General features: G+C 64.3%; 15 protein-coding genes. 7 read left to right on the forward strand and 8 right to left on the reverse strand.

Going from position 1 to position 13,422, the window contains the following annotated elements; translation table 11 throughout:
• The first annotated feature begins 29 nt into the window (after positions 1–29).
• Positions 30–641 (forward strand): hypothetical protein, encoded by a 612-nt coding sequence (locus G9C82_RS08590; protein WP_011224468.1) that lies wholly within the window; start codon positions 30–32, stop codon positions 639–641.
• Positions 642–644: 3 nt separating this feature from the next.
• Here G9C82_RS08590 and G9C82_RS08595 read toward each other — a convergent pair whose 3' ends face one another.
• A complete protein-coding gene (locus G9C82_RS08595; RefSeq protein WP_127013884.1) occupies positions 645–1,574 on the reverse strand; it encodes a DUF4382 domain-containing protein in 930 nt (309 codons plus the stop codon).
• Positions 1,575–1,784: 210 nt separating this feature from the next.
• On the opposite strand from G9C82_RS08595, the gene hjc reads away from it, so the two are divergent.
• A complete protein-coding gene (hjc, locus tag G9C82_RS08600) occupies positions 1,785–2,303 on the forward strand; it encodes a Holliday junction resolvase Hjc (RefSeq protein ID WP_127013885.1) in 519 nt (172 codons plus the stop codon).
• 18 nt (positions 2,304–2,321) lie between these two features.
• Here hjc and G9C82_RS08605 read toward each other — a convergent pair whose 3' ends face one another.
• Positions 2,322–2,969: an SWIM zinc finger family protein gene (locus tag G9C82_RS08605; protein ID WP_127013886.1), complete on the reverse strand. Its 648-nt coding sequence runs from the start codon at positions 2,967–2,969 to the stop codon at positions 2,322–2,324.
• Positions 2,970–3,098: 129 nt separating this feature from the next.
• On the opposite strand from G9C82_RS08605, the gene G9C82_RS08610 reads away from it, so the two are divergent.
• Entirely contained in the window at positions 3,099–3,308 is a 210-nt protein-coding gene (locus G9C82_RS08610; RefSeq protein ID WP_004960423.1) for a hypothetical protein, read from the forward strand.
• On the opposite strand, the gene priL is transcribed toward G9C82_RS08610, so the two are convergent.
• Positions 3,305–4,381: a DNA primase regulatory subunit PriL gene (priL, locus tag G9C82_RS08615; RefSeq protein ID WP_011224464.1), complete on the reverse strand. Its 1,077-nt coding sequence runs from the start codon at positions 4,379–4,381 to the stop codon at positions 3,305–3,307. The genes G9C82_RS08610 and priL overlap by 4 nt on opposite strands.
• Before the next feature lie 281 nt (positions 4,382–4,662).
• On the opposite strand from priL, the gene G9C82_RS08620 reads away from it, so the two are divergent.
• A complete protein-coding gene (locus G9C82_RS08620; protein ID WP_164734751.1) occupies positions 4,663–4,815 on the forward strand; it encodes a hypothetical protein in 153 nt (50 codons plus the stop codon).
• A 139-nt stretch (positions 4,816–4,954) separates the two neighbouring features.
• Here G9C82_RS08620 and G9C82_RS08625 read toward each other — a convergent pair whose 3' ends face one another.
• From G9C82_RS08625 to G9C82_RS08640, 4 genes are all read right to left on the reverse strand, one after another.
• Complete coding sequence (locus G9C82_RS08625) at positions 4,955–5,410, reverse strand: DapH/DapD/GlmU-related protein (protein ID WP_127013887.1); 456 nt, start codon at positions 5,408–5,410, stop codon at positions 4,955–4,957.
• Between the two features lie 279 nt (positions 5,411–5,689).
• Positions 5,690–6,967: an adenosylhomocysteinase gene (locus G9C82_RS08630; RefSeq protein ID WP_127013888.1), complete on the reverse strand. Its 1,278-nt coding sequence runs from the start codon at positions 6,965–6,967 to the stop codon at positions 5,690–5,692.
• A 44-nt stretch (positions 6,968–7,011) separates the two neighbouring features.
• Entirely contained in the window at positions 7,012–7,992 is a 981-nt protein-coding gene (locus G9C82_RS08635) for a hypothetical protein (protein WP_127013889.1), read from the reverse strand.
• A gap of 138 nt (positions 7,993–8,130) precedes the next feature.
• A complete protein-coding gene (locus G9C82_RS08640; protein ID WP_127013890.1) occupies positions 8,131–9,429 on the reverse strand; it encodes an amidohydrolase in 1,299 nt (432 codons plus the stop codon).
• A 214-nt stretch (positions 9,430–9,643) separates the two neighbouring features.
• On the opposite strand from G9C82_RS08640, the gene G9C82_RS08645 reads away from it, so the two are divergent.
• Both G9C82_RS08645 and hisG read left to right on the forward strand, forming a co-directional pair.
• Complete coding sequence (locus G9C82_RS08645) at positions 9,644–10,786, forward strand: MFS transporter (RefSeq protein ID WP_004960439.1); 1,143 nt, start codon at positions 9,644–9,646, stop codon at positions 10,784–10,786.
• A gap of 65 nt (positions 10,787–10,851) precedes the next feature.
• Positions 10,852–11,700 (forward strand): ATP phosphoribosyltransferase, encoded by an 849-nt coding sequence (hisG, locus tag G9C82_RS08650; RefSeq protein ID WP_004960442.1) that lies wholly within the window; start codon positions 10,852–10,854, stop codon positions 11,698–11,700.
• A 204-nt stretch (positions 11,701–11,904) separates the two neighbouring features.
• Here the strand turns inward: hisG and G9C82_RS08655 are convergent, their stop codons facing one another.
• Positions 11,905–12,294 (reverse strand): hypothetical protein, encoded by a 390-nt coding sequence (locus G9C82_RS08655; protein WP_127013891.1) that lies wholly within the window; start codon positions 12,292–12,294, stop codon positions 11,905–11,907.
• A gap of 87 nt (positions 12,295–12,381) precedes the next feature.
• Here G9C82_RS08655 and G9C82_RS08660 point away from each other — a divergent pair, with 87 nt between their 5' ends.
• Positions 12,382–13,413 (forward strand): TIGR01177 family methyltransferase, encoded by a 1,032-nt coding sequence (locus G9C82_RS08660; protein WP_127013892.1) that lies wholly within the window; start codon positions 12,382–12,384, stop codon positions 13,411–13,413.
• Positions 13,414–13,422: the final 9 nt, after the last annotated feature.

Here is a 13,422-nt window from a genome sequence, read left to right on the forward strand (position 1 = left end):
TTTTGTGGGCCGGGTGCCAACGGGCCGGTATGGAGAACCTCGGGGACGCGTACAGCAACCGGCGCTGGGAGGGGCGCGACCCTCGCCGCGTCGTTGCCGGTGCGACCCTGGGGGGTGTCGGCGCGCTGGCAGTGGTTGTGGCGATACTGCTGGTGACGACCCCGCTGTCGGCAGTCGTCGGCGCAACTGAACCCCACGCCGCCGAGAAACTCGGCGGGACACTGGGTGGCCTTGGCATCCCCGCGATGTTTCTGAGTGTCGTCGCTGTGCTTCCCTCAAGCCGTCGTGAACAGAGTGGTGTCGCCGTCGGCGCGGTCCTCTGTCTGGTCGGAATCGGACTGTTTCAGGCCGCCTATCCATACAACTGGACGGTCGGCGAGCAGACACTGGCCTTTGAGACGACGATGGCGTACTTTATCGGGACGTGCGTGGCGTTCTGGTTCGTCTTCACGGCGATGGCAAGCTTCCGGCGTCGCAACGACCCGCACGGAACCGTGAAGCTGGAAATTTCGCACAAAGGCGAAACTAAGACTGTGGAGGTGTCCCCCAAGGAATACAGGCGCTACACGCAGGCGGTTCGCGGCGACGGCGGCACAACCGACGAGGTCATACAGGAACTTGAGTCGCGAATCGAAGACTGAGCGCTACTCGGCAGCCGTCGTTGTGCTGCCGCGCTGGTCCGACTCCGGCGTCGAGTCCCGGTCAGTTTCCTCGATTTCTGTTGTCTCGGCCTCGGTCTCTTCGTCGTCGGTATCGTCGCCGTCCGCCTCCGTCCCGTCAGCCTCGCCTTCCGCACCGTCGGTGCCGACTTCCTCTACAGCAACGTCCTTCCCGGCAACCCCGCTTTCCGAGATGACCGGCAGGAGGTTGTAGCCGCCGTTGCCCTTCTTGACGACGTTGATGTCGAAGACGAAGTCGACCGATTCGCCAGCGACAACTTCGAACGGCTTGGTGAGCTGGAGCTTCTCGCTCGGAATCTTTACATCGACCGACTCGCCGTCGACGACCCCATCAACGGATTCGGCGTACAGTTCGATCTTGCTGTAGCGGCCCGCTTCGAGTTCACCATCGAGGACGCCGATGGCTTTGTCCCCGACGACTTCGGTAAGGTCGACGGTTGCGCCGTCGAGGTCACGAACCTCGAAGCCGCTGTCGCCTCCGTCGGCTTCCTCGTCCTCGCCTTCGGCTTCGGTTTCATCCTCTGCGTCGTCATCATCCGCTGTCTCAGTCGCTTCGGCCGTCTCTGTCCCGGTTGCTTCTGCTGTGGCCGTTTCTGTGGATTCGGTCTCGGTCGCGTCGCCGCCTTCGTCCGTCTCCTCGTCGCCCTTCGCGTGGAAGATGCGGGCTCTGGAGAAGGATACGTCGAGCGAATCGAAGTCACCGATAGCCGCTGGCTGGTCGCTGATTAGCAACCGGAACGTCCCGACGGTTCCACCGTCGTTCGTCATCGTGTCCTCGTCGGTTGAGCCGCCGTCGCTGGTGCCGTCACCGCTGGTCCCGTCGGCGCTGCCTGGGTCGCTCGACCCGGAACAGCCTGCGAGGAGACCGACGCTGACGCCAGCGCCTGTCGTCATAAATCGTCGTCGCCTCATTGGCTCTCACCTGTGTGGTTGGTCGCCGTCGATACTGTCCGTGCTGTTACGTACGTATTCATTCCATAATCTGGGATGGTACTGGTGCGTATATGCCCCGCGATAGATCAAATCAGTGTACGCCTCTCTGAACGGAATGAACGGTCTGGCTGTATCTGAACGGTTTTACCCCCGACGCTCCACGACCTGATAATGGCAAACTCGAACGCGAAGGGCGACCGCCGCGAGCGCGAACTGGTCAACGCACTCGACGAGGCGGGCTTTGCGGTAATGCGCGCGCCAGCCAGCGGCAGCGCGACCGAGCGGGAACTGCCGGACGTGCTCTCGGGTGACGGCGAGACGTTCTACGCTATCGAGGCGAAATCCAGCGCCGGCGACCCCATCTATCTCACTGGTGAGGAGGTCGAGGCGCTGCTGTTTTTCGCCCGGAACTTCGGCGCGAAGCCGCGTATCGGCGTCCGGTTCGACCGCGAGGACTGGTACTTCTTCCACCCGGCAGACCTCCACACGACCGACGGCGGCAACTATCGGGTCAAGAAGGAGAAAGCCCTCTCCGACGGGACTGACTTCGATGAGTTCGTGGGCAACTCCGAGAAGGTCACGCTTGACGAGGTGGGCGACGACGGCCCCGACCAGAGCGTGCTGGACGTGCTGTCGGCCTTCGAGCGCGGCGATCTCAACAAAGAGGAAGCCGCAGCGATGCTGGAATAGCTGTTCACAGGCGTTTGATTACTGGGTCTCGCCGCCGACGAGTTCGGCGTCCTCGGCTCGGCGAAGTCGTGACAGCGGAAAGGCGTATTCTCGTGGCTCAGTCGCGCTGACGGCGTCGGAGAGATACGTCGCCAGTACCACGAGGTCGTCAGGCGGGTAGCCGTCGTTGGTGTCGTAGTCGGCGACTGTCCCGTCGGTCGCCTCGATGGTCCAGTCGTCGGCTGGCGTGTCGGTGACGGCCGTAACGACGAGGCTGTCGTCCGTCTCGTGGTCCCGCACGATATCGCCGGTTTCCAGTCGGCAGTTGCCACAGAGGTGTGGCGTTCCCGCGTCCGCGGCGACGAAGGTAACGGTGCCACAGGCGTCACAGACCGCCCGTTGCTTGCCGGGCGGTGCGACCCGCCGTGCGGTGATTTCGATGGCAACGCGCCGGAGGTGTTTGCAGTGCTCGCCGCGGATGCGGTTGTCCGGGCAGGAACAGGCGTGCTGTGCGATGTCGACGAGGTATGTGCTGTCGCTTTCCGTCGTCACGGCATACGTGCTGTCCGCTCGTGGGCGAACGGCCATGCGCTCGGTCCAGGCGCGGGCGGCCCGGTCCGGGAGGGAGCGGAGGTCCGGTGCAAGTGCGGTACTCTGCCGGTCGGCTGCTGGCTCGATGAGCGTCATAGGTGCGGACACGGCTGTATTTTCCAATGTGTCCAGTTGAAACGTAGGTGCTACACAGGCCTAAATGGCTCGGCCAGCGGGCTCCGGCGCTTCGATACCCTTTTTGCCGGCCCTGTGAAATCGCAGAGCATGGATACCGAGCGGGAGACGGTCCTGCAAATCGTCATCTCGGCGGTCGCCGTCGTGCTGTTCGTCGGCGCAACTGTTACCGCCTCACAGATGTATCTGAGTGGGTCAACCGTAGAGCCAACGGGCGGCTATGCACTCATCGGCGCAATTGGGCTGTTCGTCGTGTTTATGACCGCTGCTGGCCTCTGGCTCGAACGCCAGCAGTTCTAGGCGTCAGCTTCTTCCTCGCCCTCGTCCTCGCGCCAGTCAACCAGTTCCTCCTCGTCGGTGTCGTCTAACTTCTGTTCGTAGTAGCCCATCGGGTGAGAAATCGCCTCACAGAGGTCGTCCATGTTGACACAGTCGCCGTAGGACTGCATGGTCGAACACGCCGGCGTCGAGTATTCCGTCGGGCTGGTATCCCCGCGGATGTGGTCGACCTGATAGCGGGTCGCTTCCTCGCCGAAACCGGGGTTGACCTGGAACAGGTCGACAATTTCGTCCGTCGTCATTCCGATGCCGACGAGGAAGGTCGCAATAGCAAACCGGGAGTGGTGTTCGAGGTGTTCGCCCTTCTGCACCTGATCGAGGAGGGACTTCATGCAGGGCGGGAACAGTTCCGGAACGACAGTGTCGATCTCGCGGGTGAGTTCCAGTTCCGAGAGCACTTCCTCTAACTGCTCGACCTCCGCCGTCAGTTCGTCAGCGATCGCGTCCGGGACGGTGAACGGCAGGCCGTCAGTGACCCGATGGCGAATCGCTTGTTTTAACAGAACGTTCAGTTCCTCGGCGGTGACCCTGACCTCGCCGTCAGTCAGTGGCCGATTGACCAGCCGCCAGGAATCGCCCCGCTGGTCGGCCGCCAGGTCGAGATACGCGCCAACCTCGACGCGGTACCCGTCGCCAGCGTCGCTGACAGCGCTTGCAAGGTCGAACTCCCCTAGCAGTTCTGTTCGGTCCAGTGTCTCGCGCTGGGTCGATTTCAGCTCTGTCGTCGTCGCAAACTCCTCTGTGAACCGGTCGTAGGCCGCCTCAGCCTCAGCCTGTGCGTACTTCCGGGTGCAGATGTGGACGTCGACGAGCGACACCAGCACACGGGCGACCGGGTACGACAGCAGTTCGACGCGAGTCCGTCGATGTGGCTCCCCAACAGTCCCGTCTGTGATTGCCGATTCGACCCGCTCCAGCGCGCGCGCCGTGACCGTCTCGTCCGTGGCGACAATCTCGCCCAAATCCACCGCCGCGGCTTCGACGGCCTCCCGCGACCGCGCTAGAAAGGGGTAGCGTGCGTGGAGCGGTTCCATTGCCACCACCTTTCGGATGGGAGCGAATAAAATTGCCGTCACCGAGACGGTCGGTGTCGAATTCCCGACAGCGAGAGCGACCAGACCGGGGGGCTATACATATAGCCCAAGGCTGGACGCAGGTGAATACAGCTAGTAGATAGACGGATGCCCGCCACTCTCCAGTGTGCAAGTGTGGTAAGGACACGCGGGTCGGCGACGGCACTCGGTTCAGTCTGGGAACTGGACCGGTGCAGTCATTGCCGACGAGGTAACTGCCAAACGAGACGCGGAGCACACTGATGACGCACGAGCACGACACTAATTCACAAGGGGGCATTAGAGCGACATTCGAAGAGTACGACGTTGGCGTGGATACAGTCGCCCATATCGGCGACCCCGAGAACCCGTCTGCGTGGATTCAGTCGACGGTCTTTGTCGACGTAACCCAGTAGGACCAGTCGACGGTCGATCGGCGACACCAACGAAACAAGCTGTTTTGCGTCTGTATGGAGCGAGTATCCCCGCCCAGCCAATCGGTCGCGGTGGGCAACCCGTTTGCCGGGAAGTGGAGGCCGGTGTTTTGTGCCGACCTCAGAGAGATCGCTGTACCGTTTCCGTGGCACTCCGGACCATGGTCTCGGACGGAACGTCTTCGGTGACGGTGGTTCCGGCACCGACGACGGCGTTTTCGCCGACCGTGACACCCGGGAGGACCACCGCACCAGCGCCGACGAAAGCCCCGTTCTCGAGGGCGATTTCGTCGAACGTGTCGTTCTGGAACTCCATGCCCGCGTCGGTGAGGTCGTGGGTTACGCCGACGATAGAGGCGTTGGGCCCGATCTGAACGGACTCGCCGAGCGTTGCGTTCTCAACGTAGACGTTTGCGTTGATATCAGTCGGGCCGTGGATGGTCGCCTTCTTGATCGAGGCCCCCTCGTAAATCTGGACGCCGTCGTCTATGTCGGCGTCGTGGATTGTGACGTATTCTCGAATCTCGACGGTGCCCAGTGTCGCATTCTCAATCTGAGCGGTTTCGTGGACAGCCATACCGAGACATCAGCGCCGACACTAATCATCGTGGTGACGAAAACCAGATATTTTAGCCACAACGCAAGAAAGCCACCCGATCGGTTATTCCGTGTCAATTCCGTCGGTCGCCGCTCGCAGTTTGGCGACCTTTCGCTACGCTCGGGGTCACCCTACGTCTCACGGCTTCGCCGTTCGGCGTGTTAGTGGTTCTCGCTCCGCTCGAACCACTCTATGTCCGCCACGGGTCGCTTCGCTCCCCGTTCCGGTGCGAGATTCTTCGCACCGCTCAGAATCTCGCTATGTCCCGTGCTGCCAGGAATCCATGTACTCGGCCTGCGTATCGGTCAGGGAATCGAAGTCGACACCCTCGGCGTCAAGTTTGATTTCCGCGACCTCCTTGTCGAGTCGGTCCGGGACAGCGTGGACACCGGCCTCGTAGTCGTCGCCGTTTTCGACCAGTTCGCGGACACAGACGGCCTGCACGCCGAAGCTCTGGTCCATCACTTCGACAGGGTGGCCCAGTGCGATAGGCGTCGCAAGATTGACCAGTCGGCCCTCGGCAAGCACGTTCAGGCGGCGGCCGTCGGCCATCTCATAGGTCTGGACCCCGTCGCGGGCCTCGTAGGTGTCGACAGCGAGGTCGGACAGCGCATCGAGGTCGACTTCCACGTCGAAGTGACCGGCGTTGGCGAGCAAGACGCCGTCCTGCATCGCTTCGAAGTGCTCCTCGACAATGACGTCGCGGTTGCCGGTGGTCGTGATGAACACGTCACCCTCGGCGGCGGCCTCGGCCATCGGCTTGACCTCGTAGCCTTCCATGTGCGCTTCGAGCGCGCGGCGGGGCTCGACCTCGGTGACAATCACGTCGGCGTTCTGGCCGCTGGCTTTCTTCGCAACACCCTTGCCGCAGTCACCGTACCCGGAGACGACGACGGTCTTGCCGGCCCACGAGAGATTCGTCGTCATCGCAATCGAGGCCAGCGAGGATTCGCCGGTGCCGTGGACGTTGTCGAACAGGCGCTTCATCGGCGTGTCGTTGACAGCGAACACAGGATAGTCGAGTTCGCCGTCATCGTCCATCGCGCGCAGTCGGTGGACGCCGGTCGTCGTCTCCTCTGCCCCACCGATGATAGTGTCGATGAGTTCCGGATAGTCCTCGTGGATGGCCGCGACGAGGTCCATTCCGTCGTCGACGGTGATGGTCGGCTTGTGGCCGATGACAGCCTCGATAGCCTCGTAGTACTCCTCGTCGTCGACGCCGCGCTCGGCGTAGGAAGTGATGCCGTCGACGGCGTCGAGTGCGGCACTCACGTCGTCGTGCGTCGAGAGCGGGTTACAGCCGGTGATGGCGACTTCCGCGCCACCGACCGCGAGGATTTCCGCGAGAACAGCGGTCTTGGCTTCGACGTGCATTGCCATGCCGATGCGTTCGCCGGCAAAGGGCTGGTCGGCCTCGAACTGCTCGCGGAGCGCGGCGCAGATGGGCATATGCTGGATAGCCCAGTCCATCTTTCGGCGGCCGGAATCGCGAGCCTCGTCAAGGTCATCAAGTCGCTCCGAAATAGGCGTCGTCATGTCACAACAGAGGAAGAGAGTTCCTAAAACGCTACCGAAGCCGTTCAGTTACCGCGTTCGTCCGGCGGGCCGGCGTCGTCCGGTCGGCCGCGGTCGCCGTCGTCATCGTCGTCGCTATCGGTGTCGTCGTCAGCATCGTCGTCCTCGTCTTGCTCTTCCGTCTCGTCTTCCGGTTCCTCGGTTTCGTTCTCGTCGTCTTCAGTTTCGTTCTCCACGTCGTCGTCATCGCGGTCCTCGGGTGGCCCAGCGTCTTCGGGCGGACCACGACGGTCGTCGTCCGTCTCGTTTTCGTCGTCCGTTTCATTCTCCGCGTCATCGCTGCCCGGACCGCGGTCTTCGGGCGGTCCGGCGTCCTCGGGCGGGCCGCGGCGGTCGTCTGTCTCGTTTTCAGTCTCGTTCTCGTCGTCACCGAAGATGTCGGCCGGCGGACCCTGTCGTTCGCTGGGGTGGGTCTCGTTGTCGTCGGACTCGTTCTCACCAGTGACGTGTGCGGGCGGGCCAGCGTGGTCCGGCGCGTTGCCGGGGTTGTTCGCCGTCACGAAACTGGCCACGGCCGGGCCGATACCACCGGTCCGGTTCTCGTCGCTCAACAGGTCGTTCACGTAGGCTGACACTTCGAGTCCGAAGGTGTCGAACTCGGTCACGTTGGTAGCGTTCGGCGCGACAGTCAGGTCCGCCGTCGTCGTCGCAGTGTGATTGTCGGCCGTCGCCGTCACGTCGACCGTCACGTTCTGCTCGGGGGCGGGCAGTCCAACCGTCCCGTTGCTGTCGGTCGTGTAGTTTCCGGTCCCGGCGTAGGAGGTGTTGTCAGCCGTCTCCACGGCAACTGAGGCATTTTCGACGCCCGTCTCGTTCTGTGTGACCGATACCGTCGCGCTGCCGTCGTCAGCCTGTGAGACACCGACAGCGAGGGTGTTCCCTGCGTCGGTGTTACCGGCTGAGTCCGCAGCGGCCGCCAGTCCCGGACCGACGGCCAGCAATGTCAGTCCGACAGCGGCGTACAGTGCGAAGAGTTTGGTGCGCATCGTAGCCAATTGGTTCGCCGAGAGAGCGATAAACACCCCCTCTCGTTCAACCCGTTCAGGCCGTTTGCAGAGTCGACAACACCGACTGAGGAATAGTTATACAGTTTAAAGCCAGCTCTCAGCGTTTATTCCACCGGTTCAGTCACCGGCTCGTTCGACCAGCGAAGCCGCATGCTCGCTGGCCCGTTCGCGGACGGCCTGCTCGTCGAACACCTCGACAGTGCGGTCGCGCATGAGCACCTCGCCGTCACAGACCGTGTGGCGCACGTCGCTCCCGTGGACGGCGTAGGCAAGGTGCGAGACGAGGTCGTGGGCCGGCGTCAGGTGTGGGGCGTCGAGGTCGATGACGGCCAGGTCCGCGTTCGCGCCGGTCTCGATGCGGCCGCTGTCGAAGCCCAGCAGGGCCGCACCGTTTGCGGTCGCCATTTCGACGACAGTGCCAGCATCGACCGCGCTGGCGTCGTCGGCCGCGAGTTTGCCGATCATCGCCGCGTCGCGCATCTCGTCGAACATGTCGAGGTCGTTGTTCGAGGCCGCGCCGTCGGTTCCGATACCCACGGTAACGCCAGCGTCCAGCAGGTCCTGTACCGGGGCCATCCCGCTGGCGAGTTTCATGTTCGAGGCCGGGCAGTGAGCAACGCCGGTACCCGTCTCGGCCAGCAGGTCGATTTCACTGTCGTCGACGTGGACGCCGTGAGCCACGTACGTGTCGCCGTCGAGCAGGCCGATATCGTCGGCGTAGGCGAGCGGGCGCTGTCCGTGTTCGTCGACGATAGGCGTCACCTCATCGCGCGTCTCGTTGGCGTGCAGGTGGATCGAAAGGTCGTCCTCAAGCGCCTGTGGGACGAACTCGCGCAGGTACTCCTCGCCGACGGTCGTGAGCGAGTGCGGCTGGAACGTCGTCCGAACCCGTCCATCAGCCGCACCGTCGAGTTTCCGAGCAACGCCGAGGCTCTCTTCGAGGTCAGACCGCGCGGCCTCGTCATCCTTGCCGACGGTGACTGCAGTAAAGCCAAGCACTGCTCGCATCCCAGCCTGGTCGACTGCGTCCGCGATCTCCTCGACCTCGAAGTACATATCCGACAGCGCCGTCGTCCCCGACCGTATCATCTCGACCAGCCCGAGTTCCGCCCCGGCGCGGATGTCGTCGGCGGTCAGTTCCGCTTCGACGGGCCAGACGTCCTCCTGCAGCCAGGCGTCGAGGGGCTTGTCGTCAGCGAGGCCGCGAAGCAGTGTCATCGCGACGTGGGTGTGCGCGTTGACCAGACCGGGGATGACCAGCCCGTCGCTGGCGTCGAGTTCATCGTCGCCGTCCAGTGTGCCCGGGTCGTCGACAGCCACGATGTCGCCGCTGTCCTGTGAAACCAGTACGTCCGCACGCTCGACGGTCAGGTCAGGTCGGAGGACCTGTCCGCCGGTGACGAGAAGTTCGCTCATGGCGGTGGCTTCACAACCGCGGACCTTAGTTCGCCGGGTCCACGCCGCCGTCGTGTGGCGTGTTGCCACATCTATGGGCAGGTGTCGCAGTGACAGCAGTGCCTGTTCCGCAGGGGTCTTTCGGCTCCGGTGCGTTCAGGTGGGCAAGAGAATGGCGGCGGCAGAGCAACTCCGACAGCGGGTCAACGCCATGCGGCACGGAAGCCCAGCCCGAATGCTGCTTGCCGTTGCTGCCGGCTGGTTTCTCGTCCTCGGGATGCGGTTTGTGGTTCCTGCGGTCCTCCCGACGATACGCAAGGAATTCGTCATCTCGAACGCAGAGGCCGGGCTCGCGGTCACGGTGCTCTGGCTCACATACGCGGCGGTGCAGTTTCCGGCCGGGGTGCTGATCGACCGGATCGGGGAGCGGACACTACTGGTAGCCGCGGCGTTGCTGTCGGGCGTCGGGCTGCTGGGCTACTTCTTCGCGCCGGTGTTCTCGCTGTTCCTTATCGCAACGGGTGCGTTCGGGCTCGGGACGGGGCTGTACGGCCCGACCCGTGGGACCGCCCTCTCGCGGACATTTGATGCCCGCGAGGGGACCGCCTTCGGTGTCGTGATGGCGGCCGGCTCTCTCGGAGCGGCGGCACTACCCGCCATTGCCGCGTTCGTCACCACACGGTACGGGTGGCGGCTGGCACTTGCCAGCGCCGCCCCGCTGTTCATGCTTGTCGCCGGCGCGCTCTGGCTCTCGGTGTCAGACCGTCCGACCGGCGAGTCCGAACGGAGCCTCCGGCGGGACCTCCGAACGGTTCTCACCGGCCTTCGCAACCGCCGGCTCGTGCTGTCGGTTTCGGGCAAGACACTGATGCTGTTCGCCTTTCAGGCCGTGACAGCATTCCTCACCACGTATCTGGTCACGGTCCGGGGCCTCTCACAGGGAACCGCTGGGGCGCTTCTCTCGGTGCTGTTCGTCGGTGGCGCGCTCTCCCAGACAGTCACCGGCCGGCTCGCTGACCGATACGGAACGCCAAGTGTTCTGACCGCTGTCGCGCTCGTCAGTACCGTTCCACTCGTGCTCATTCCGTCCGTCCGCGGCGTCGTGCCGCTGGCCATCGTTTCCGGCGTCATCGGTGTTCGGATGAGTGTCGGCCCGCTGGCAAACGCCTACATCGTCGATACGCTACCTGACACCGCCGAAGGCACCGGCTGGGGCCTGCTCCGGACCGGCTTCTTCGCGATCAGCTCGCTGGGGTCGACGGCTGTCGGGCTGCTCGCCGACCAGAATCTGTTTGCGCTCGCGTTCTACGGTCTCGCTGGCCTGACACTGCTGGCTGCGGGTACCTTCGTTGTCCTCCCACGCCGGGACCGCCTGTGACGACTTCGCTCACAGACCCCGGCCTGAGGGGAAAGACAGTTGCCCCGCGGCCTGCCAGTAGACGTATGCGAATCGCCGTCCCCAACAAGGGCCGCCTGCACGAACCAAGCGAGGAACTGCTCGAACGGGCCGGCCTCCATCTGGTCGACGGGGCCGACCGCCAACTGCACGCCGATACTGTCGATCCGGACGTGACCGTCCTGTACGCCCGCGCCGCTGACATCCCCGAGTACGTCGCGGACGGTGCTGCCGACGTGGGTATCACCGGCCTCGACCAGGTCCGGGAGTCTGACACCGACGACCTCGTCGAACTCCGGGACCTCGATTTCGGCCGCTGTCGCCTCGTTCTTGCCGCGCCTGAAGAGAGCGACATCGAGACCGTCTATGACTTTGAGGACGGCCGCATCGCCACGGAGTTCCCTAAAATCACCCGCCGGTACTTCGACCGGGTCGACGTGGATGTCGACGTGACCGAGGTGTCCGGCGCGACGGAACTGACTCCCCACGTCGATATCGCCGACGGTATCGTCGATATCACCTCGACCGGGACCACGCTCCGGATGAACCGGCTGGCTGTCGTCGACGAGGTGCTCGAGAGCTCCGTCCGCCTGTTCGCTCGTGAAGACACCGCTGACAACGAGAAGGTGAAGCAGGTCGACACCGCACTTGGCTCAGTTCTCGCCGCCGACGACAAACGCTATCTGATGATGAACGCCCCCGAGGATGCCCTTGATGACGTGAAAGACGTGCTTCCGGGCATGGGCGGTCCGACCGTGATGGACATCGCCGGTTCCGACCAGCTCGCCGTCCACGCCGTCGTCGAGGAGCGTGCTGTCTTCGAGACCATTAGCTCGCTCAAGGACGTGGGCGCGAGCGATATCCTCGTGACGGAGATAGAGCGGCTGGTTGAATAGTACTTTTTTACGTCACCCCCTCTCCTCGCGCGCTTTATGAGCGCGCTGTGGGGAGCGGGTTCGCAAAAATCTACGCTACAAACGACCTCCGAGTCGCGGCCTGCGGCCGCGCTCGGAGTGAAACCGCGCCGAAGGCGCAGTATGCAAGCCGCGCTCCGCGCCCGCATTCGACAGACACTCCCACCACAGTCCCGGCTCGGAGGGTCAGAAGAATATGAAAATGTTGTTCAGCGCGAACCCAAGCACCGCCGCAAACGCCAGATGCAGCGCCACGAGCGGGGCCGTCGAGCGGGTCGACAACCGATAGGAGAGGCTGATGGCGATCCCGTCAGCGACGAGAGTGAGCAACAGGACGACAGCGACGCCGAGGTCCGCCGAGACGACGCCGGACTCGACGCCCCAACGCTGGAGGATGAGCGAGACGATTGCCGGCGCGAGGGCCGCCTTTGCGGCGAGTTGGCTCGGCACGTCGCCGATAAAGAACGTCGCAGCCAGGTGGAGGGTCAGAGCGTAAAAGAGCCAGGTGACGAGGACGGTCACGAGGACCGCGAGGATACCACCGCCGGTCAGGCTGGAGAACCCGGACTGGAGCATACTCGGGGTTCGTCGGCCGCTCGCTTGTGCGTTTTGTTCCCGGGCGCGACCGGCACGCTCATAGCCGCTCGCCCACACCGCTCGGGCGTGTACGTCCTCGAACTTGGCGGGCAGGACGACGCGTTCGCGCGGCGGGAAGCCGCAAGCGCCGCGAGCGCCGTCGACGTGCTCGCCCCCGGACTGGCGACGGCACGGGGTATCAGCGACCGCGTTCGCCACCTCGCGTTCACCCACCGGGCCTGTGACCTGATCGGAACCTCGGACCCGGACATCGAAAGCGCCGCCGCGTTGCTATCGGCTGCGACCATCGACCGCGAAGGGAGCGTCGCCGTGCGCGCGGTCGACGTGCGAGCGAGCACCGGTATCGACACGCAACAGGCCGAGCGGACGCTGGGCGGCGTGCTCACCGACCGCGGCTTCGCCGTCGACCTCGACAACCCCGACCACGTCCTCTACGCCTATCTCTCGGACCCCGACGGCGACGAGGAGGGCGGGACCGGCGAGGCCTGCTGTGCGCTGGGCTGGCTTACCGCCGAGAGCGTGCGGGACTTCGGGGGCCGCCAGCCGACGGACCGTCCGTTCTTCCAGCCCGGCAGCATGGACCCGCTCGAAGCCCGCGCGCTGGTCAATATCGCCGGAGCCGGCCCGGACGCAACGATACTGGACCCGATGTGTGGCACCGGTGGTCTCCTGCTGGAAGCGGGCCTGGTCGGGGCCGACGTGGTCGGCGGCGACGCACAGGAAAAGATGGTCTCGGGGACACGCAAGAACCTGGCCTACGCACTCGACGGCGACGGCCACCCTGAGCGAGCGTCGTACCCGGACCCGGGCGAGTGGGGGGTGTTCCGGTCCGACGCGTCCGCACTGCCAGTGGCCGACGACACCGTCGATGCCGTCGTCTTCGACGCCCCCTACGGTCGTCAGTCCCGTATTGAAGGTGACCTGGCCCCGCTCGTGTCCGGTGCGCTCGGCGAAGCCGCCCGCGTCGCAGGGCGGTGCGTCCTCGTCGCCGACCGCGACTGGCGCGAGGCCGCGACCGGCGCGGGCTGGGCCGTCACTGACTACTTCAAGCGACGCGTTCACCGCTCGCTGGTCAGGCACGTCCACGTTCTTGAGTGACCATACGTT

The organism is Haloarcula sp. R1-2 (assembly GCF_011627385.1).
Lineage (GTDB): Archaea > Halobacteriota > Halobacteria > Halobacteriales > Haloarculaceae > Haloarcula > Haloarcula marismortui.